The sequence below is a fragment of the Planosporangium mesophilum genome, from assembly GCF_016863255.1.
GTDB lineage: Bacteria > Actinomycetota > Actinomycetes > Mycobacteriales > Micromonosporaceae > Planosporangium > Planosporangium mesophilum.
In genome coordinates this window covers 12,862-32,664 of record NZ_BOON01000058.1, presented here as the reverse complement: position 1 = coordinate 32,664, position 19,803 = coordinate 12,862, and the positions used below count along the sequence as shown (strand labels likewise).

The window sequence follows — 19,803 nt, the reverse complement described above, 5'->3', positions numbered from 1 at the left end:
TCAGGTGCAGCCGGCGAGGAGATCGTGATGGCCGACCACGACGCCGAGCCGACCCGCGGCGGCGTCCGCGAGGCGGCGGGCCGCGTACGAGGCCGCCCGGTCGGTCAGCTCCGGCCGCTGCTCGCACGCGGCGCCCAGCCAGCCGCGCAACCACTCGTCAACCAGGTCGGACCGGTCCGCGCCGAGCCGCCACGGGCTGGACCGGACCACGACGTCGACGCCGCGACGGCGGAACGCCTCGACGCACGCGTCGACGGCGTCCGGTCCGAGCAGGGTCCGGCCGCCGGTCGTGCGGCGCTGATGGGCGTTGAACGCCTCGGCGACCGTCGCGTCCAGCGGATCGGGCGGCGTGAGCTCGACCCGGCCGATCACCGAGATGGTCAGCAGGACCGGACAGCCGGCGTCGACGCACGTCGCGACGACCCGCTCGACCTCGTCGGCGGTCAGCATGTCCAGCAGCGCGGAAGCGGTGATCAGGGAGGCGCCGTCGAGATCGTCCGCGGTCAGCCGGGTGATGTCGCGCTGCCGCGTCCCGACGGTGACGGGCGTGCCGTCGGCGGCGGCGACCGGCTCGGCGGTGGCCCGCGCCAGCAGGTCGGCGTCGCGGTCGTACAGGACCCAGCTCTGGGGGCCGGGCAGCCGTGGCGCCAGCCAACGGGCCATCGATCCGGTGCCGCTGCCGAGGTCGTGGATGACCAGCCGGGAGCGCTCCGCCAACCGTTGGCGGAGCGGTTCGACGAGCTCCGGCGCGCGGGCGGCCGCGTCGGCGCCCTCCCGGAGCGTGAGCCAGTCGACGAAGGCGCGGGTCATGCGGACACTCCCTTCAGGACATTCGAGATCAACTCGGCCGTGACCGCCCAGCCGGTCAGCGTGGTCCGGCGGGCGCGGGCCGACCGCCGCAGCCGGCGCCGCAGTTCGGGCTCGTACAGCCAGCGACGGAGTGCGTCGGCCATGGCTGCGGGGTCGGCGCCCGCGGCGCCGACGGCCAGCTCAGCGTCCGGCTCGACGAGGACGCCCGGCAGGCTGCCGTCCGGTGCGCTGCCCAGGGCCTCGGGCAGCCCGCCCGTCGCCGTCGCGAGCACCGGGATGCCCCGGGCGAGGGCCTCGGTCACCACCATGCCGTACGTCTCGCCGCGCGACGCCAGTACCAGCAGGTCGGCGGCGGCGTACGTGGCGTCGAGGTCGGCCCCGGTGCGCGGGCCGACCAGCCGGATCCGGTCGGCGAGACCGACCTCCGCGAGCTGGCGGCGGAGCCGGTCGACGAACGCCGGATCCCGGCTCAGCGCCCCGACGCACGTGCAGGTCCAGGGCGCGTCCGCGACCTTGGCGAGGCCGTCGACCAGCACGTCGTGCCCCTTGTGCGGCGTGACGGCCGCGACGCAGAGCAGTTCCGAGCCGGCGCCGGAGCCGGGCGCCAGCGGTGCGGGCTCCACTCCGGGCGTCGCGACGTGTACCCGGTCGGCGGGCAGCGGGTAGAGGTCGAGCAATCGGCGACGAGTCCAGGCGCTGGTGGTGACGACCGCACGCGCGGCCGTGAGGACCTCACGCTCCGAGGCGTCGTCCAACGGCAGGTGTACCAGGACGACCGGGCGCAGCCGGCGCGCCGCCGGTACCAGGATCTCCGGAACCGCCGAGGCGACCAGCCCGTCGAGCAGGACGACGGCGTCGCCGGGAACCCTGTCGAGTACGTGAGCCAGGCCGGCGCGCTCGGCGGCCGACGGCCGAGGCCAGGCGCCGGGCACGGCGTGCTCCGTGACGCGCCATCCACGGGCGGCGAGGCCCCGGCAGACCTGGCGGTCGTACGCGTTGCCGCCGCTCGGGGTCGCCGGGTCGTCGATGTCGTTCGGCAGGACGACGTGTACGTGCGTCATAGGGCGCGTTCGTAGCTGGCCCAGGCGATGTGCGACTCGTGGAGGGTGACGCTGATCCCCGTCAGTCCCCGGGCACCGTCACCGAGGGCGCCGGCGGATACGCGCTCGGCGAGCCGGTCGGCGATCACCTTGGCGAGCGCCTCCGTCGACGTGTTGACGCCGGCGAACGCGGGCTCGTCGTCGAGGTTGCGGTAGGTGAGCTCGCCGAGGACGGCGTTCAGCTCGCTCGCGGCCCGGCCGATGTCGACGACGATGTTGTCGGCGTCGAGCTCGGGGCGCCGGAACGTGGCGTCGACGACGTACGTCGCGCCGTGGAGCCGCTGTGCGGGTCCGAAGACCTCGCCGCGGAAACTGTGGGCGATCATCATGGAATCGCGGACGGTCACGCTGAACACGTCGGTCTGTCTCCGTAGGTGATGAGGTGGCACAGCCCCGGCAGGTCGCCGGTGGACAGTCGGGCGAGGACGTCGGGTAGTTGCTCGAAGCGGGACTCGTCGGTGATCAGCGCGTCGAACGCCCGATCGCGCAGCAGCTCCAGGGCGAGCGCCAGGCGGTCGGCGAACGTGCGGCTGCCCCGCCTGGCCGGCGAGACGGTGCCGACCTGGCTGCTGCGGATGGTCAGGCGCCCGGAGTGGAACGACCCGCCCAGCGACAGGTTGACGGCGCGGTCCCCGTACCAGCTCAGTTCGATGACCGTACCCTCCGGCGCGAGCAGTTCGAGCGCGTGCTGGAGCCCGGCCGAGGTGGCGCTCGCGTGCACCACGAGATCGCGGCCCGGCTCTGCCGTGGCCGGTAGGGCGAACTCCACGCCGAGCGCGGCGGCGACGGCGGCTTTGGTCGCGTCCGCGTCGACAAGCTGGACGTGTACGCCGGGGAACCGGGCGGCGACCCGCGCGACGCAGCAGCCGACCATGCCGGCGCCGACGACGGTGATCCGGTCGCCGACGAGCGGCGCGGCGTCCCACAGGGCGTTCACCGCCGTCTCCACCGTGCCGGCCAGTACCGCACGGGCGGGCGGTACATCCTCGGGTACGCAGACCACGGCGTCGGCCGGCACGACGTACGCGGTCTGGTGGGGGTACAGGCAGAAGACGGTCCGGCCGCGCAACGCCGGCGGGCCCGCCTCGACGACGCCGACGTTCAGGTACCCGTACTTGACCGGCCCGGGGAAGCCGCCCTCCTGGAACGGCGCGCGCATCGCGGCGTACTGGCTCTCGGGTACTCCGCCGGAGAAGACCAGCGTCTCGGTGCCCCGGCTGATGCCGGAGTACAGGGTCCGGACGAGCACCTCGTCCGGGCCGGGGTCGGGCAGCCTCATCGCCCGGAGCTCACCCGTGCCCGGCGAGTGGAGCCAGAAGGCCTGCGCCTCTCGCCTCAATCGACGTCCTCCTCAGCATGGTGAACCGGTCGGCCGGTTCCTGCGTGTGCACGATCAAGTGACACCCATGTTCACGGAGGTACGGTGCCCGCGGTTCGAACGGGTCCCATAATCGGACTGACTTTTCAGGTTGCCCTGCTGGCGACCCTGGCCGGCACGGTCGGTCTCGGCGCCGCCGGCTGGTTGACGGGCGCCGGGTACGGGCTGGTCGTCTGCGCCGCTCTCAGCACGGGCCTGTCCCGGGCCGGTGCCGGTGCGCTGGGCCCGGCCGACCGGGTGACGCTCACCCGGGCCACGCTCGTCGGCGGCGTGGCGGCGCTGACGGTGGACTCGTTCGAACGCCCGGCGCCCGTCGGAGTGCTGGTCGCCCTGGCGAGCGTCGCGCTGGTCCTCGACGCGGTCGACGGCGCGGTCGCGCGGCGTACCGGTACCGTCTCCGCGCTCGGCGCGCGCTTCGACATGGAGGTCGACGCGTTCCTGATCCTGGTCCTCAGCGTCGACGTCGCGCGCCCGGTGGGCACCTGGGTGCTCGCGATCGGAGCGATGCGGTACGCCTTCGTGGCGGCGGGCTGGGTGCTGCCCTGGATGCGAGGGGCGCTGCCGCCGCGCTACTGGCGGAAGGTCGTCGCGGCGACCCAGGGCATCGTGCTCGTCGCCGCGACCGCCGACGTACTGCCCCGGCCGCTGACGGCCGCCGCCGTGGCGGTGTCGCTGGCCCTGCTCGTCGAGTCCTTCGGCCGTGACGTCGGGTGGCTGTGGTACCGCCCGCCCCGCCCCGTGCGCCGGCAGAAGTTCCTGGTCAGCGCGGTGGTGAAGGAGGTGTCGAGGTGAGTCGGTTCGAGGCTGTGCTGTTCGACGCGGGGGACACGCTGATCCGGCTGTCGGGCAACGGCGAGACGCTGCTGCACCGGGCGGCGGCCAACCTCGGTGCCGGCCCGCTCGACCCGGACGAGGTCGGGCAGGTCTGGCGGCGGGTGCTCGACCGCAGCAGTACCGCCGAGGAGCTGGCCAAGGGGCGGGACCTGTCGAACGCCCGGCACCGGGAGGTGTGGACCGCGCTGTACGGTGTGGCCGGGTGCGAGCGGCTGGCCCGCGGGCTGAGCGAGGCGTTGTACGCGCTCACCGTCGACGCCGGGTCCTGGGAGGCGTTCCCGGACACCCTCCCGACCTTGAAGGCCCTGCGCGAGCGGGGGCTACGGGTCGGCGTCGTCAGTGACACCGGCTTCGACCTGCGCCCGGCGATGGAGCTGCTCGGACTGTCGCCGTTCGTGGAGACCGTCGTGATGTCGTACCAGTACGGCGTCTGCAAGCCCGATCCCAAGCCGTTTCTCACCGCCTGCGAGCACCTGGGGGTGCGCCCGGAGCGGACCCTCATGGTCGGCGACAACCCGCTCACCGACTCCGGCGCGGTGACCACCGGGATGCACGTGCTCCTGCTGCCACCCCCGGCGAAGGAAGGCCCGCGCGGGCTCGGGCGCGTCCTGTCGCTGACCTGACGCGTCGTCTCGGGGGACCGGCCGAAGGGCCGCGCCGAGAGCAGGGGCGGCAACCGGGACGGCGGGGTGACACCGGGTCACCCCGCCGCGGGTTGACCGTTCAGCTGGGCAGGCCGCCCACCTGGGTGTTGATCCACGAGCGGATCGACGGCAGGTCCTCGTAGATGGACGGGCCGGTGGCGCAGACCGAGCTGCCGTTGCCGGATCGGCTGGTGGCGCCGATGAGGTTCCACCGGCCGCTGACCATCCGCACCTGCGGGCCGCCGGAGTCGCCGTAGCAGGCGCCGGCGTTGCCGTTGGTGTTGTCGGTGCAGATCTCGTACGGGCCGTTGATGCCCGCGCACCGGCTGTCGGCCACGATCGACGTGTCGAGCTCGTTGGCGGTGGCCGGTGCCGAGCCGCAGCCCCGGGTCGGGCAGGTCTGACCCCAGCCGATGATCCGGGTGGCGGTGCCGACCGCGCCCGCGGTGGTCGGGATCGGCGCCGGGGCGTAGCTCACCGAGCTGGCCAGCCGCAGCAGCTTGACGTCGATGCTGGGGTGGCTGACCGAGCCGGCGACGGACACGACGGCCCCGCCGCTGGTGCGGTTCACGCTACCCACCCGTACCGACGACGGCGTCGAGCAGTGCTTGGCGGTGACCACCCAGTTCGCCTTGATCAGCGAGCCGGTGCAGCCGGACACGTACGCCAGGAACGAGTAGTTCTGCGACGCCGGCCGACCGTTGACGATCAACGGTGACGGGTCGGTGTCCGAGGCGGCGTCGGCGTCTTCCGGTGCGGCGGCGTACCCGGCGGTGTCGGCCCACTCGTACGTGCGGGCGCCGGTCGTCTGGAGGCTCGCGAAGTTGCTGTTGACCTCGGCGGCCTCCCGGCTGTTCGGGTACGCGTTGGTGCACGACACCGGAGCGCTGCTGCCGGACATCAGGTCACTGCACAGCCCGGTGCGGCGGTCGGGCAGGCCGAGGATGTGCCCGAACTCGTGCGCGGCGATGCGCGGCTGGTAGTAGCCCTGGTCGACCGCCTGGCGGCCCATGTACCAGGAGCCGTTGCCGAGCGACGTGGAGTACGTGCGCGGCCAGCCGTTGTCCGCGTACACGGTGATGTTGGCCCGCTGGCCGGCCGACACCGGCTGCAGTCGCACGTTGCTGACCCGGCTGTTCCAGATCTGCGCGCCCTGGTTGACGACGGAGACGAACTCCGCCGCGCGGCTGGCGTCGTAGTACAGCACCCGGGCAGCCGCGTGTGCCGGCGCCACGGCGGCGAGCTGGACCGCCGCGATGACGACGGCACCGAGCGCCGCGGCCGACAGTCTTCGTAGGGGCATGGGTGGCCTCCTGGATCTTGAGGGGGATTGCCCTGCCCACACGGTACGTGAATATTGAGAGACTTCAATATGTGGAGCTATGCCGGAAGGGGGCTGTCAAGGGGTCGCCGACGTCCTGGCCGGCGACGCCCCGGCGGGCCGGATCGGGCCGGGGCTTACGATCCACGTCAACCTTGCTGCCGACAGCACCACGGGATGACGAACATGAACGCGACCGATTCCAGCCCTCGCGGCTCGGCCCCCATCGAGCCGCAGCTGCTGGCGGCGTTGGAAGCCGCGGCCCCGGGCACGACCCGGACCCGGGCCAGCGACCGGCTCGGCATGGCCCACGACGCATCGCACTACCTGCTCACGCCGCAGGCGGTGCTGGTGCCGGAGAGCGCCGAACAGGTCTCGGCCCTGATGCGCGTCGGTGCCGCCCGCGGGGTGCCGCTGACCTTCCGCTCCGGCGGAACCAGCCTCAGCGGGCAGGGCGTCACCGGGCACCTGCTCGTCGACGTCCGCCGCAACTTCCGCGCCATCGAGGTCCTCGACGACGGCGCCCGGGTCCGGGTCCAGCCGGGCGCCGTCCTACGGCAGGTCAACGCCCGCCTCGCCCCGTACGGCCGCCGGCTCGGTCCGGACCCGGCCAGCGAGTCGGCGTGCACCATCGGCGGGGTCATCTCCAACAACTCCAGCGGGATGACCTGCGGCACTCACGCCAACACGTACCAGACGCTGGAGTCGATGGTGCTGGTGCTGCCCAGCGGTACCGTCGTCGACACCGCAGCCGCCGACGCCGACGCCCGGCTGCACGCGACGGAGCCCGACCTGGCGGCCGCCCTGGAGCGGCTGCGCGACCGGATCCGGGCCGCCCCGGACCTGGTACGCCGGATCAAGGCGCAGTTCTCGCTGAAGAACACCATGGGGTACGGGCTCAACAGCTTCCTCGACCACACGTCGCCCGCGCAGATCCTGGCCCACCTCGTCATCGGCGGCGAAGGGACGCTCGGCTTCGTGGCCGAGGCGGTGCTGCGGACGGTTCCGGTGCATTCCGCCGCCACGACCGGGCTGGTCATCTTCCCCACGCTGCACGCTGCGATGTCGGCGATGCCGCAGCTCGTGGCGGCCGCGCCCGCCGCCGTGGAGCTGCTGGACGCCGAGTCCCTGCGGGTCGCCCAGACCGACCCGCAGGCCGACGACGTACTGCGCACCCTCTTAGTGGACCGGCACGCCGCGCTGCTGGTGGAGTGGCAGGAACCGGACCCGGAGCACCTCACCGGTCGGGAGCGGCAGGCGGAGCAGATCTTCAGCGGCCTGCGCCTCGCCGCGCCGGCGCGCCTCAGCCGTGACGCGCGCGGCCGAACGGGGCTCTGGCACATCCGCAAGGGCCTCTACGCCGCCGTCGCCGGCGCCCGCCCCACCGGTACCGTCGCGCTGCTGGAGGACGTCGCGGTTCCGGTGCCCGTCCTCGCCGATCTCTGCGACGACCTGAACGAGATGTTCGTCCGGCACCGGTACGAGCGCAGCGTCATCTTCGGCCACGCCAAGGACGGCAACCTGCACTTCATGCTCAACGAGGACTTCGGCGCCGGCGACGACGTGCAGCGCTACGCCGACTTCACCGAGGAGATGGTCGACGCGGTCCTCGGCCGCGGCGGCACCCTCAAGGCCGAGCACGGCACCGGCCGGGTGATGGCCCCGTTCGTGCGCCGCCAGTACGGCGACGAGCTGTTCGAGATGATGCTCGAGATCAAACGGCACTGCGACCCGGCCGGCACCCTCAACCCGGGCGTCCTGCTCACCGACGACCGGCAGGCGCACCTGCGCCACCTCAAGCCCGTCGTCACGGTGGAGCCCGAGGTCGACCGGTGCGTCGAATGCGGGTACTGCGAGCCGGTGTGCCCCAGCCGCGACCTCACCACCACGCCCCGGCAGCGCATCGTCCTGCGGCGCGAACTCGCCGCGGCCCGCGCGGCCGGCGACACCGCGCTCGCGCGGGAACTGGAGCGGGAGTACCGCTACGACGCCGTGGACACCTGCGCCGTGGACGGCATGTGCGCCACCGCCTGCCCGGTGCAGATCAACACCGGGGACCTGACCAAGCGACTACGCGCCGAGCACAACGGCCGTACGGCCCAGCGGGTGTGGACCGCCGCCGCGAACCACTGGGACACCACGAGCCGGGCGATGGGGCGCGCCCTCGACGCCGCCGCCGCGGCGCCATCCCCGCTCGCGCAGGGCGCCACCCGGGCGGCCCGCGCGATCGGCAACCCCGACGTCGTTCCCGCCTGGAGCCCCGACCTGCCCGGCGGCGGCGCCCCGCGCCGTGGTGCGCCGCAACCGGACGCCGACGCCGTCTACCTGCCCTCCTGCCTCAACACCATGTTCGGCCCCGCCGACGGCGGCCCGGGGGTCATGGCCTCGGTGCGGTCGCTGGCCGCCAAGGCCGGCATCCGGCTGCACATCCCCGAGGGCGTGGGGGACCTCTGCTGCGGCACCCCGTGGTCGTCCAAGGGACTGCCCGGCGGGTACGAGGTGATGCGCCGCCGCGTGCACGACGTCCTCACCGCCGCCACCGGCGGGGGCCGGCTCCCGGTCGTCAGTGACGCCGCGTCCTGCACCGAGGGCCTCCACCGGCTGCTGGACGCCGTGCCCGGCATCCAGGTCGTCGACGCGGTGACGTTCGTGGCCGAGCACGTCCTGCCGCGGTTGCCCGCTGGCCGGCGGCTGCCGTCCCTGGCGCTGCACCCGACCTGCTCCTCGGTCCGGCTGGGGCTCGACGCCGCGATCGCGCGCATCGCCGAGGCGGTCGCCGAGCGCGTCGTCGTCCCCGACAGTTGGCAGTGCTGCGCCTTCGCGGGCGACCGCGGCCTGCTGCACCCCGAACTCACCGCCTCGGCGACCCGCGGCGAGGCGGCCGCGCTCGCCGACGGCGGCTACGCCGCCCACGCCTCCGTCAACCGCACCTGCGAGATCGGGATGTCCCGGGCCACCGGCCAGACCTACCACCACCTGCTGGAACTGCTCGATCAGGTAACCGGATAAGACCGGCTCCGCCCCGGCGCGTCAGGGCGTCCGCGTCTCGTACATCCCGCTGCCGAACGTGGCGGCCACCAGGCGCTGGTGGTCTCCGTCGTACTCGATGTCGTCGACCGGTACCAGCGGGAGCCCCGTTCCGAGCCGCTGCCAGCGCCAGCCGCCGGAGTGGCTGACGAACACGCCCTGGTCGGTCGCGACGTAGAGGGTGGCCCCACGCGCGATCACGAGGTCGTTGACCGGGGCCTGCGGCAGGTTGCCGCTGATGTCGACGAAGTGCCGGCCACCGTCGAGCGACCCCAGAACGTGCGGGGTGTCGGAGCCGGCCCGGTAGGCGGACAGCGTCACGTACACCCGGTTGGGCGCGGCCGGGTCCACCACGACGCGGGTGACCCACGGCTGCCCGGACAGCAGCGGGGTCCAGTTCGCGCCCGCGTCGCGGGTGACCCAGACCCGGCCGTCGTCGGTACCGACGTAGACGGTCCTGCCGTCACCGGCCGGCGCGATCGTGCTGATCGTGCCGTAGTTGGTGTAGACCGGGTCGCGCCCGGGGCCGCCGGTCAGGTCGCCGCTGATCGCCGTCCAGGTCCGACCCCCGTCGGCGGAGCGGCTGAGCACGTTGGCGCCGTAGTACATGACCGTCGGGTCCCTCGGGTCGAAGACCAGGGGAGTGAACCAGTTGCGCCGGGTACCGGCGACGTTGTTGGCGAAGTACGTCATGGTGTCGCCGCCGTCGGTCGACCAGAAGCAGTTGCCGTACTGGTAGCAGGCGTAGACGTTGTTCTTGTCGCGCGGGTTGATCTGGTTCTCCTCGCCGTCGCCGCCGAGGTACTCGGTGAACCCCGGCCCGGGCCAGGACCGCACCGAGCCGTTGTCCTGCGCGCCGCCCGAGATCCGGGTGACGTCCTGCGGGGTGATCGCCGCGCTGTAGAACTGCGTGTACGGCTCGTGCACGGCCTTCACCCAGCCGCCGTCGCCGTCGGTGTCGGAGCGGTACACGCCGCCGTCGTTGCCGAGGTAGACGCGGTTGGCGCGGCGCGGGTCCCAGGCCATCGCGTGCTGATCGGCGTGGACCGTGGTGGTGTCGGCGGTCCAGGTCCGCCCACCGTCCTTTGTGGTCATCAGCGGTACGCCCGCGAGGTGTACGTGCTGGGGCGAGTCCGGGTCGACCCACACCTTGCCGAACCACCAGCCGAAGGTCGACTGCGAGCCGGCCAGCCCCGGGTTGTCCGGCAGCCGGCGCCAGGAGTCGCCGCCGTCCTCGCTGCCGTAGAAGCCCTCGAACGGCCCGCTGGCGGTGTTGACGATCGCGTAGAGCCGCCGCGGGCCCGACGGCGCCTGCCCGAGCCCGATCCGGCCGACGCCGGCGGCGGCGCCGGGCAGCCCGCCGGTGAGCAGCGTCCAGGTCGTCCCGCCGTCGGTCGAGCGGTACACACCGGAGCCGACCCCGCCGTACGAGCGCAGGTCCGGCTCGCGGCGGTGGTCCCACATCACCGCGTACAGCCGGTTGCGGTCGACCGGGTCGAGCAGCACCTCGGTCGCGCCGGTGAACGGCGTCGCCCCGGCCAGTACCCGTTGCCAGGTCGCGCCGGCGTCGGTCGAGCGGTAGACGCCACGGTCGCCGCCGGGGCTGTACAGGGAGCCGGCCGCGGCCACGAACAGGCGCTTCGGGTCGGCCGGGTCGATCGTGATAGCGCCGATCGCGCCGGAGTCGCGCAACCCCAGCAGCCGCCAGCTACGGCCGCCGTCGCGGGAGGCGTACAGGCCGGTCCCCTCGTACGTGATGCCGCCACCACCCGGGTTGACCTCGCCGGTACCGGCGTAGAGCGTGCCGTCGGCCGCGGTCGCCACCGCCCCCATCGCCTGCGTCTGGTCGGCCGGCCAGGCCTGCTCGAAGCGCTGCCCGGCGTCGTGGCTGACCCACACGCCGCCGGTGGCCGCGGCCGCGTACACGGTGTCGGGCCGACGCGGGTCCAGCGCCAGCGAGGTGATCCGGCCGCCGATGTTGGTCGGGCCCACCGACCTCCACGCGCCGCCGGTGGTCGGCAGTTGCCGCGCCTGCTCGGCGGCGGTGGCGTACGCGTGCCGGGGCAGCGTCTCGCCACGCATGGTCTTCTGCAGGTACCGGTAGTCGGCCGGGGCGGACGGTCCGCGGACGGGCCGGTACTCGTCCGGTGGGCGTGGTGGGATGGCGGTGGCCGGGCCCGCTAACGCGACCGCGGTGGTGCTGGTGAGCACCACCGCGGTGAGAGCGGCCGGAAGCCGACGAGATCGGGTCATGGCGGTCCCTTCGACAGTGGACGGACGGTCCGTTGGCACGGACGTTAGGAACACTGCGAAGCGATCGTCAAGGATCTATGGCTATCTGCAGCGGCCCGTCGACGCATCGAGCAGAAACGATCGGGCCCCGGCGGGCTCATGTACCGCCGGTGATCCCCTTGAGGTGGCGGCCCATCTCGCGGGCGATCTCCCGGTTGGCGTCCCGTTCGGCCAGGGTCTGCCGCTTGTCCCATGATCGCTTGCCGCGCGCCAGGGCAAGCTCGACCTTCGCCCAGCCGTCGTTGAAGTACATCGACAGGGGGACGAGCGTGAGGCCGCCCTCGCGTACCTTTTCGATGATCCGGTCGATCTCCACCCGGTGCAGGAGCAGCTTGCGGGTGCGGCGAGGCCGATGGTTGGTCCAGCTGCCATGGCTGTACTCGGCGATGTGCAGCCCGTACAGCATGATCTCGCCCTCGTGCTCGTGGGCGAACGCGTCCACCAGCGAGACCCGGCCCTCACGCACCGACTTGACCTCGGTGCCGAGCAGCTTTATGCCCGCTTCGTACGTTTTGAGGATCGTGTAGTCGTGCCGCGCCTTCTTGTTCGAGGCGACGAGCGTACGACCGGTCTGCCTGGACGTGACGACCCTCCGTGACCTTCAACCTGTATCCGTCGGGAAACAAGATACTGCGGGTTACTCCCGCACCACACCGACCAGGCCTGACCGGACGGAGGCTTCTTCGGTACCGGATGGTGCCGCATTACCGGCGGCGCGATTACCGGCGGCGCGCTTACACAAGCTTCACGTGGGTTTTGTCGAAAACGAGCATTTCGTGGGAAGGCTGGGTGCCGAGTACGGAACGGAAGGACCGGCCGTTCTTCTGGTTCGACCTCGAGGGGGTCCCTGCCGATGAAACTGACTCATAAAGCAATCACCGTGGGCGCGGTCGTAGCCGCGTTGCTCGGCTCCGGCACCACCGCCGCCACGGCACAGACCACGCCACCACCGCCGCCGGGAACCAGAGCCAGCGCCTCGCCGATGTCGTTCACCGAGACGAAGCGCCGGATCGACCAGCACCTGGCCAAGACGATCAGCGGGGCGACCACCGCCCGTCAGCGCGTCAGCGCCAGTTCGACGTTGACCCCGGCGGAGAAGGCCACGCTCGACGCCGACCTCAACAAACTGATCACCGACGCCACCACCGCCCGACGTCAGGTCGACGCGGCGACGAACCAGGCCGGTCTCCAGGCCGCCCAGCCCGCGCTGCAGGCGGTGAAGGCCGACCACCAAAAGTTGCACAAGGACTTGATGGCGGTCCGTAGCGCTCACCCGACGCTGAGGCCGACGGCGCCGCCAACCAGTTGAGTACCCGACCGTAGAAAACGGACCCGGTGGTGCCACGCCGGGTCCGGACACCGGCCGCGGCTCATACAGCCCCGGGATCTGTCGCGGATCATGACGGCCGTCGCGGGATGATTGCAGGGTGAGCGAGCGAGCCCTCGGCAAGGGGCTGGTGCTCGTCGTGGAGGACGAACGCCCGATCGTCGACCTGGTCCGGCACTACCTGGTCCGCGGCGGTTTCGGCGTACACGTCGAGCACGACGGTGTGGCGGGCCTCGCCGCAGCCCGCAAGCTGCGACCCGTCGCCTGCATCCTCGACATTCTTCTGCCGGGATTGGACGGCACCGACGTGTGCCGCCGGATGCGGGAAGCGGGTGACTGGACGCCCGTCATCCTTCTCACCGCGCGCAGCGACGAAACCGACCGGGTGGTGGGCCTGGAGTTGGGCGCTGATGACTACGTCACCAAGCCGTTCAGCCCGCGCGAACTGGTCGCCAGGGTCAAGGCGCTGCTACGGCGCGCCGCCGGGCCGCCGGACGGCGACCGGGTACGTCGGCTCGGGCCGGTCACGCTCGATCCCGGCCGGCGCATGGTCGAGGTCGACGGTCGCCCGGTCACCCTCACGCCGATCGAGTTCGCCCTGTTGGGACACCTGATGGCCCGGCCGGGGCAGGTGTTCAGCCGCGAGGAACTGCTCGCGTCGGTGTGGGGGTACGCCGCGCATGCCGGGGCCCGGACCGTCGACGTGCACGTCGCTGCGCTGCGTGGGAAGCTCGGTGACGCGGCCGCGCTCGTGCGTACCGTCCGGGGTGTCGGGTACACGGCCGACGACCGTTGAGATTGACCGCACCGGGACGGCCGGTTGAACGTACGTGCCCTCGGGCCACGGCACGGCCGACGGTTGACGCCCCCCGACCAGGGTAGGCGTGACCCGAGTCAGCTGACCGGCGAAGCAGCACGGTCGCCGGTTGCTACGCGGCGACTGGCCTGTGGAGGCGATCATGACGACGGCGGTCCGGTGTGAGACGACGACGCTCGGCGGCGAGGACCTGGATCGGCTGCGCGAACTGGCCGCGCAACTGCGGGTGGACTCGGTACGTGCCAGCACGGCCGCCGGCTCCGGGCATCCGTCGTCGAGTCTGTCCGCGGCCGACCTGTTAGCGGTGCTCGTCGCCCGGCACCTGCGCTACGACTGGGAAAATCCGGACAGCCCGCTGAACGACCATCTGATCTTCTCGAAGGGGCACGCGTCGCCGCTGCTGTACTCGGTGTTCAAGGCGGTCGGCGTCATCTCCGACGAGGATCTGATGAACGGGTACCGGCGGTTCGGCAACTGGCTGCAGGGTCATCCGACTCCGATGCTGCCCTGGGTCGACGTGGCGACCGGCTCGCTGGGGCAGGGGCTGCCGGTCGGCGTCGGCGTGGCGCTGGCGGCCCAGCGTCTCGACCGGCTACCGCTGCAGGTCTGGGTGCTGTGCGGCGACAGTGAGATGGCCGAGGGGTCGATGTGGGAGGCGATCGACAAGGCTGGCTACTACCGCTGCGCAACCTGACCGCGATCGTGGACGTGAACCGGCTGGGCCAGCGGGGGCCGACCGAGCTGGAGTGGGACATGGACGCCTACCGGCGCCGGTTCGAGGCGTTCGACTGGAACGCCATCGTCATCGACGGCCACGACCTGTGTGCTGTCGACGAGGCGCTCCGGCAGGTCCGCGGGATCGACCGGCCGACGGCGATCCTCGCGCGCACCATCAAGGGCAAGGGCCTGCCGCAGGTCGAGAACGAGGCGAACTGGCACGGCAAGGCGCTGCCACCGGACCTCGCCGAGAAGGCCGTGGCAGAGCTCGGCGGCCTCCGTGACATCCGGGTGACGAGCCCTCGCCCCGAGCTCGGGACACCCGCCGGCGCCACGACCGCCGGCGGGCAGGTCACGCTGCCCACCTACGACAAGGGCGACAAGGTGGCCACCCGCAAGGCGTTCGGCGACGCGCTGCTCGCCCTCGGCGCCCGTACCGATGTGGTCGTGCTGGACGCCGAGGTCAGCAACTCCACGCACACCGACGAGTTCGGCAAGGCGTACCCCGACCGGTTCTTCGAGATGTTCATCGCCGAGCAGCAGATGGTCGCCGCCGCGGTGGGGATGCAGGTACGCGGGTACCGGCCGTTCGCGGCGACGTTCGCCGCGTTCTTCACCCGCGCGCACGACTTCATCCGGATGGCGGCGATCTCCCAGGCCGACATCTCCCTGGCCGGCTCGCACGTCGGGGTGGAGATCGGCCCGGACGGCCCCTCGCAGATGGGGCTGGAGGACATGTCGATGATGCGGTCGGTCCTCGGTTCGACGGTGCTCTACCCCAGTGACGCGGTGTCCTGTGCCGCGCTGGTGGGCCAGATGGTCGACCGGGACGGAGTGAACTACATCCGCACCACGCGGGGTTCGTACCCCGTCCTGTACGACAGCGACGAGAGCTTCCCGATCGGCGGCAGCAAGCAGGTTCGCGGCAGCGACAACGACGACGTCGCGCTGTTCGGCGCCGGGGTGACCCTGCACAACTGCCTCGCCGCCGCCGACATGCTCGCGGATGCCGGCATCCGGGCCCGGGTGATCGACCTGTACTCGGTGAAGCCGATCGACGGCCCGGCGATCCTGGAGGCGGCGCGCGTGACCGGCGGGCGGGTGATCGTGGCCGAGGACCACTACGCGGAAGGGGGCCTCGGCGAGGCCGTCATGGCCGTCTGCGCCGAGGAGGGGATACGGGTCACCCACCTGGCCGTACGCACGCTGCCCGCCTCCGGCGACCCCAACGAACTGTTGAAGGCCGCCGGTATCGACGCCCTCACCATCGCCGAGACGGCTCGCAGCATCACGGGCCGCTGACAGCGGCCGGACCGCCTCGTCGTCTACTCGGCGGACCGGTCGAGTACCGACTTCTCGCCTGCCCGCACGGGGAACGGCAGCACGTTGCCGGGCGGCGGCAGCGGGCAGATGAAGGCGTCCGAGAACGCGCACGGTGGCAGGGTGACCCGGTTGAAGTCCAGGATCACGGGCCCCGCGGACGCCGGCAGCGGCAGGAACAGGAAGCGGGCCGCCCCGTAGCTCTCCCGGCCGCTGGTGGCGTCGCGGAACGTGATGTGCGCTTCGCCCTCGTGGCCGGTGTACAGCGCGACCAACTCGGCGTGCTGGTCGTCCACGGTGAACGCGAACGTGCCGACCACCGGGTAGTCGACCAGCCGGTCGGCGTGGCTGTGCGCGAGGCGCAGCGTCCGCTCGGCGTCGGCCGGGGTGAACTCGGCGGTCACCACCCAGGCCGGGTCGGGGGCGTACGCGTCGATGCCGCCGAACCGGCCCACGGCCGGCGCGTGCGGGTCGTACGTCCGTACCGCCAGGTCGTCGCCGCGCCGGATGATCTTCAGTTCGACGTCGCCCACCGTGAGCCGCTGGTCGGGATGGAGCAGCCCCGCGCTGACGGGCCGGCCATCGGCCAGGAGGTGGCCGTCCGCGCCGGAGACGTGCACGACGCCCCCGTCGACCCACCAGGTGCCGGGCAACCCCTCGATCTCGGTACGCCCCACCAGCCAGTGCGTCCCGGTCAGCGTGAGGTCGCCACCCGGCGCCGACACGGCCGCCTCCCGGCGGGCGTGCCAGGCCTGCCATTCATCGACAAAGGTCACTGTTCCTCCAGGAGGTCGGTGGGCAGCTGCGGGATGGCCGCCAGCAGGGTACGGGTGTACTCGTCGACCGGGCGGGTCAGCACGTCCGCGGTCGGACCGCGTTCGACGACGCGGCCGTGGCGCATCACGAGCACCTCCTGGCACAGCTGGCTGACGATCGCCAGGTCGTGCGAGACCAGTACCAGCGTCAGCCCGAGCCGGTCGACGAGATCACTGAGCAGGTCGATGACCTGCAGCCGGACCGATACGTCGAGGGCGCTGACGGGCTCGTCGGCGAGCAGTACCCGCGGGGCGGGAGCGAGCGCGCGGGCGATGGCGATGCGCTGGCGCTGCCCGCCGGAGAACTCGTGCGGGTAGCGCCGCCCGTCCTGCGGGCGCAGCCCCACCGCGGTCAGCACCTCCGCGACCCGCTCGGCGCGGGCCGCCCGGTCCGCGCCGATCCGCAGCGAGCGCAGCGGCTCGCCGACGATCGACGCCACCGACATGCGGGGGTTGAGCGAGGACCGGGGGTCCTGGAAGACGACCTGTACCTGCCGGCGGAACTCGCGCGGCCGTACCCGGTCGAGCGGCTGCCCGGCGAAGCGGACCTCACCGGAGCTCGGCCGGTCCACGCCGAGCAGCAACCGCAGCAGGGTCGACTTCCCGGCGCCGGACTCGCCGACGATGCCGAGGCTGACTCCTGGCCGCACGGAGATGTCCACCCCGTCGAGGGCCGGGTGGCTGCGGCGCGGGAACCGCCGGGTGAGCTGGTGGCCGCTGAGAATCGGCTCGGTCATCGGTCCTCCCCGCCGGTGCCGGAAACGGAGCCGGGGCGGGCCAGCCGGGTCACCCGGGCGGCGCTCGCCACGAGCTGCCGGCCGTAGTCGGAACGGGGCCGGCGCAGCACGTCGTCGACCGGGCCGGACTCGACGAGCCGGCCGTCGCGCATGACGAGGAGCTGGCGGGCCAGCCCGGCGACGACCGGCAGGTCGTGGCTGATGAACAGCAGCGCCACCCCGGTCTCCTCGATCAGCTCGTCGAGGAGGGTGAGGATCTGCGCCTGTACGGTCACGTCCAGCGCGGTCGTGGGTTCGTCGGCGATGAGCACCCGCGGGCGGCACGCCAGGGCCATCGCCAGGGCGACCCGCTGCCGCTGGCCGCCGGAGATCTCGTGCGGCAGAGCCCGTACCAGCCGCGCCGGGTCGGGCAGGTGCACGCGGTCGCACCACTCGATCGCGCGCCGTTCGGCGTCGCTGCGGTTGAGGCCGTGGTGCAGCCGCAGCGGCCCGGCGATCTGGCGGCCGACCGGCATCAGCGGATCGAGCGCGGTCAGCGGCTCCTGGAACACGATGCTCACCGTGCGGCCGCGGACCCGACGCCACTGCCGGTCCGGCGCGTCGAGGTAGTCCCGGCCGTCGATGAGGATGCGGCCGCTGGCGCGCATGCCCGCCGGTAGCAGGCCCAGCAGGGCCAGCGCGGTCAGCGACTTGCCCGAGCCGGACTCGCCGATGAGCCCGACCCGGTCGCGGGCGGCCAGTTCGAAGCCGACGTCGCGCACGAGCGGCTCGCCGTCGAGGGTGATGGTCAGCCCGCTGGTCTCCAGTACGGTCATCGGCCCGTGGCCCGCCTTCGTGTGCGTAGTTGCGGGTCTCCGATCTCCCGCAGGCCGTCGCCGAGCAGGTTGACCCCGACCACCGCGACGGCGACGGCGAGGCCGGGCAGCAGGACGTTCCACGGGGCCACGCCCACCGTCGACTGCGCCTCCTGGAGCATGCGGCCCCACGACGGCGCGGGCGGCGGCGTGCCGAGGCCCAGGTACGACAGCGACGCCTCGGCGATGACCGCGACGCCGAACGCGAGGGTGGCCTGGACCAGCAGGGTGTGCCAGATGTTGGGCAGGACGTGCCGGATCAGGATCACCGGCGTCGAGGTGCCGCAGGTACGCGCCGCGAGCACGTAGTCCTGGGTGAACACCCGGCTCGCCGAGATCCGGGCCAGCCGGGCCACCTCGGCGGACACGCCGATCCCGATCGCGCTGATCGCGACCGTGGTCGACGCGCCGTAGACGGTGACCAGCAGCATCGCCAGCAGCAGCGTCGGGAAGGCGATCACGATGTCGATGACCCCGGCGACCGCGTCGTCGACCAGCCGGCCGGCGGCTGCCGCGAGCAGGCCCAGCGGGGTACCGAGCGCGAACGCCACCGCGACCGAGGAGACCCCGATCCACACGGCGGTCCGGGCACCGAGCATGAGCTGGGTGAACTGGTCGCGGCCCAGCCGGTCGGTGCCCGCCCAGTGCTGCGCCGACGGACCGGCCAGCCGGGCGGCCGGATCGGCCTGATCCAGCCCGTACGGGGTCCACACCAGTGAAACCAGGGCCAGGGCGAGGACGACGAGCAGCAGTACCGAGCCGACGATCAGGGAGGGCGAGCGCCATCCCCGGCGTGGCCGGGTGGGCGCCGCGATCGCGTCGACCGTCTCGCTCGCTTCGATCAGCGGTGTCGTCATGCCGAACCTCCCAGCCGGGGGTCGATGAGCCGCTGGGTCACGTCCACGACGAGTCCGATCACCAGTACCGTCGCCGTCATTGCGAAGACGGTGCCCTGCACGACCGGCAGGTCGCGCGCCTTTACGCTCGCCAGCAGCAGCGAGCCCAGGCCGGGGAGGGCGAAGACGCTCTCGATGACCACGGTGCCCAGCAGCGAACTGGCCAGCAGGATGCCGAGGATGTTGACGACCGTCGCGGCGCCGTTACGCGGCCCGTGGCGCAGGAGCGCCTGCGGCAGGCTGTACCCGAGGGAGCGGGCGGTGCGCACGTACTCCTGGTTGAGCACGTCGAGCGTCGCCGAGCGTACGTAGCGCACCAGTACCGAGCCCTGCGCGATGGTCAGCGTCGCCACCGGCAGGACCAGCGATCCGACCGCCGCCGCCGGGTCCTGCCAGCCGGTGCGGGGGAACCCGCCCGGCGGCAGCAGCCGTCCCTGCACCGCGACCAGCCAGACCACCACGATCCCGACCCAGAAGATGGGCAGCGCGATGCCGAGCTGCGCCAGCGTGGACACCGCGACGCCGAGCAGGCCCCGGCGCCGGACCGCGGCGAAGACGCCGACGGGTACGGCCACCACGATCGACGCGACGAAGGCGCTCAGCGCCAGCGGCACGGTCACCGGGAGCCGGCCGGTGATCTGGTCGAGCACCGGCGTCCGGGTGAACAGGCTGTCGCCGAGGTGCCCGGTCAGCAGGCCGCCGAACCAGCCGGCGTACTGGTCGAGCAGGGGGCGGTCGGTGCCCAGCCGGTGCCGGATCGCGTTGAGTTCGTCGGGGGAGGACCCGACCGCCAGCAGTGTGACGGCCGGGTCCCCCGGGAGCACCCGGAGCAGAAAGAACACCGCCGAGCCCGCCACGAACAGCGAGCCGAGCAGCCAGGCGACCCGGCGTACGAGGTAGCCGAGCACCGTCAG

14 protein-coding genes and 5 pseudogenes are annotated in these 19,803 nt (G+C 72.6%); 6 read left to right on the top strand and 13 right to left on the bottom strand.

Features of this window, described 5'->3' with window-relative positions; all coding sequences use genetic code 11:
- Genes Pme01_RS26645 through Pme01_RS26630 form a run of 4 tightly spaced genes read right to left on the bottom strand, consistent with a single transcriptional unit; the run spans position 1 to position 3,249 of the window.
- Positions 1–810, bottom strand: a complete 810-nt coding sequence (locus Pme01_RS26645; protein ID WP_168117701.1) for a class I SAM-dependent methyltransferase — start codon at positions 808–810, stop codon at positions 1–3.
- Complete coding sequence (locus Pme01_RS26640; RefSeq protein WP_168117700.1) at positions 807–1,871, bottom strand: glycosyltransferase family 4 protein; 1,065 nt, start codon at positions 1,869–1,871, stop codon at positions 807–809. The genes Pme01_RS26645 and Pme01_RS26640 overlap by 4 nt, the downstream gene beginning before the upstream one ends.
- The gene (locus Pme01_RS26635; protein ID WP_168117699.1) at positions 1,868–2,266 is read right to left on the bottom strand and encodes a 6-pyruvoyl trahydropterin synthase family protein; all 399 of its coding nucleotides are present in this window, start codon (positions 2,264–2,266) and stop codon (positions 1,868–1,870) included. Before Pme01_RS26635 ends, Pme01_RS26640 begins: the two co-directional genes overlap by 4 nt.
- Positions 2,254–3,249 carry a zinc-dependent alcohol dehydrogenase gene (locus Pme01_RS26630; protein ID WP_168117698.1) on the bottom strand — a complete coding sequence of 332 codons (996 nt, stop codon included), beginning with the start codon at positions 3,247–3,249 and terminating at the stop codon, positions 2,254–2,256. The genes Pme01_RS26635 and Pme01_RS26630 overlap by 13 nt, the downstream gene beginning before the upstream one ends.
- A gap of 84 nt (positions 3,250–3,333) precedes the next feature.
- Between Pme01_RS26630 and Pme01_RS26625 the strand changes: the two are divergent.
- Positions 3,334–4,029: pseudogene (locus Pme01_RS26625) on the top strand (CDP-alcohol phosphatidyltransferase family protein); the annotation flags it as partial.
- Positions 4,030–4,076: 47 nt separating this feature from the next.
- Positions 4,077–4,745: an HAD family hydrolase gene (locus Pme01_RS26620; RefSeq protein ID WP_168117696.1), complete on the top strand. Its 669-nt coding sequence runs from the start codon at positions 4,077–4,079 to the stop codon at positions 4,743–4,745.
- 100 nt (positions 4,746–4,845) lie between these two features.
- Here the strand turns inward: Pme01_RS26620 and Pme01_RS31880 are convergent.
- Positions 4,846–5,556: pseudogene (locus Pme01_RS31880) on the bottom strand (S1 family peptidase); the annotation flags it as partial.
- Between the two features lie 39 nt (positions 5,557–5,595).
- A pseudogene (locus Pme01_RS31875) lies at positions 5,596–6,069 on the bottom strand (snapalysin family zinc-dependent metalloprotease); the annotation flags it as partial.
- Between the two features lie 204 nt (positions 6,070–6,273).
- Here Pme01_RS31875 and Pme01_RS26610 point away from each other — a divergent pair.
- The gene (locus Pme01_RS26610; RefSeq protein ID WP_203935888.1) at positions 6,274–9,096 is read left to right on the top strand and encodes an FAD-binding and (Fe-S)-binding domain-containing protein; all 2,823 of its coding nucleotides are present in this window, start codon (positions 6,274–6,276) and stop codon (positions 9,094–9,096) included.
- A gap of 21 nt (positions 9,097–9,117) precedes the next feature.
- Here the strand turns inward: Pme01_RS26610 and Pme01_RS26605 are convergent, their stop codons facing one another.
- Both Pme01_RS26605 and smpB read right to left on the bottom strand, forming a co-directional pair.
- Positions 9,118–11,367, bottom strand: a complete 2,250-nt coding sequence (locus Pme01_RS26605) for a WD40/YVTN/BNR-like repeat-containing protein (protein WP_168117693.1) — start codon at positions 11,365–11,367, stop codon at positions 9,118–9,120.
- A gap of 136 nt (positions 11,368–11,503) precedes the next feature.
- Positions 11,504–11,983: pseudogene (gene smpB, locus Pme01_RS26600) on the bottom strand (SsrA-binding protein SmpB); the annotation flags it as partial.
- Between the two features lie 303 nt (positions 11,984–12,286).
- Between smpB and Pme01_RS26595 the strand changes: the two are divergent.
- The 3 genes and pseudogenes from Pme01_RS26595 to Pme01_RS26585 all read left to right on the top strand — a co-directional run bounded on the left by Pme01_RS26595 (position 12,287) and on the right by Pme01_RS26585 (position 15,569).
- On the top strand, positions 12,287–12,715 hold the full coding sequence (locus Pme01_RS26595; RefSeq protein ID WP_168117692.1) for a hypothetical protein: 429 nt from the start codon (positions 12,287–12,289) through the stop codon (positions 12,713–12,715).
- A 118-nt stretch (positions 12,716–12,833) separates the two neighbouring features.
- The gene (locus tag Pme01_RS26590) at positions 12,834–13,529 is read left to right on the top strand and encodes a response regulator transcription factor (RefSeq protein ID WP_168117691.1); all 696 of its coding nucleotides are present in this window, start codon (positions 12,834–12,836) and stop codon (positions 13,527–13,529) included.
- Positions 13,530–13,692: 163 nt separating this feature from the next.
- A pseudogene (locus Pme01_RS26585) lies at positions 13,693–15,569 on the top strand (transketolase).
- Between the two features lie 23 nt (positions 15,570–15,592).
- Here the strand turns inward: Pme01_RS26585 and Pme01_RS26580 are convergent.
- The 5 genes from Pme01_RS26580 to Pme01_RS26560 are packed head-to-tail and all read right to left on the bottom strand — an operon-like array spanning position 15,593 to position 19,797.
- Positions 15,593–16,363, bottom strand: a complete 771-nt coding sequence (locus tag Pme01_RS26580) for a DUF1684 domain-containing protein (RefSeq protein ID WP_239088482.1) — start codon at positions 16,361–16,363, stop codon at positions 15,593–15,595.
- Positions 16,360–17,139: an ATP-binding cassette domain-containing protein gene (locus Pme01_RS26575; RefSeq protein WP_168117690.1), complete on the bottom strand. Its 780-nt coding sequence runs from the start codon at positions 17,137–17,139 to the stop codon at positions 16,360–16,362. The genes Pme01_RS26580 and Pme01_RS26575 overlap by 4 nt, the downstream gene beginning before the upstream one ends.
- Positions 17,136–17,954, bottom strand: a complete 819-nt coding sequence (locus Pme01_RS26570; protein ID WP_168117689.1) for an ATP-binding cassette domain-containing protein — start codon at positions 17,952–17,954, stop codon at positions 17,136–17,138. The genes Pme01_RS26575 and Pme01_RS26570 overlap by 4 nt, the downstream gene beginning before the upstream one ends.
- Entirely contained in the window at positions 17,951–18,850 is a 900-nt protein-coding gene (locus Pme01_RS26565; RefSeq protein WP_168117688.1) for an ABC transporter permease, read from the bottom strand. The genes Pme01_RS26570 and Pme01_RS26565 overlap by 4 nt, the downstream gene beginning before the upstream one ends.
- Positions 18,847–19,797: an ABC transporter permease gene (locus Pme01_RS26560; RefSeq protein ID WP_168117687.1), complete on the bottom strand. Its 951-nt coding sequence runs from the start codon at positions 19,795–19,797 to the stop codon at positions 18,847–18,849. Before Pme01_RS26560 ends, Pme01_RS26565 begins: the two co-directional genes overlap by 4 nt.
- Positions 19,798–19,803 lie beyond the last annotated feature (6 nt).

Excerpts from the sequence above, each read along its gene's own strand:
- Pme01_RS26645 (WP_168117701.1), bottom strand. The coding sequence starts at position 810 with ATGACCCGCGCCTTCGTCGACTGGCTCACGCTCCGGGAGGGCGCCGAC.
- Pme01_RS26640 (WP_168117700.1), bottom strand. The coding sequence starts at position 1,871 with ATGACGCACGTACACGTCGTCCTGCCGAACGACATCGACGACCCGGCG.
- Pme01_RS26610 (WP_203935888.1), top strand. The coding sequence starts at position 6,274 with ATGAACGCGACCGATTCCAGCCCTCGCGGCTCGGCCCCCATCGAGCCG.
- Pme01_RS26605 (WP_168117693.1), bottom strand. The coding sequence starts at position 11,367 with ATGACCCGATCTCGTCGGCTTCCGGCCGCTCTCACCGCGGTGGTGCTC.
- Pme01_RS26575 (WP_168117690.1), bottom strand. The coding sequence starts at position 17,139 with ATGACCGAGCCGATTCTCAGCGGCCACCAGCTCACCCGGCGGTTCCCG.
- Pme01_RS26570 (WP_168117689.1), bottom strand. The coding sequence starts at position 17,954 with ATGACCGTACTGGAGACCAGCGGGCTGACCATCACCCTCGACGGCGAG.
- Pme01_RS26565 (WP_168117688.1), bottom strand. The coding sequence starts at position 18,850 with ATGACGACACCGCTGATCGAAGCGAGCGAGACGGTCGACGCGATCGCG.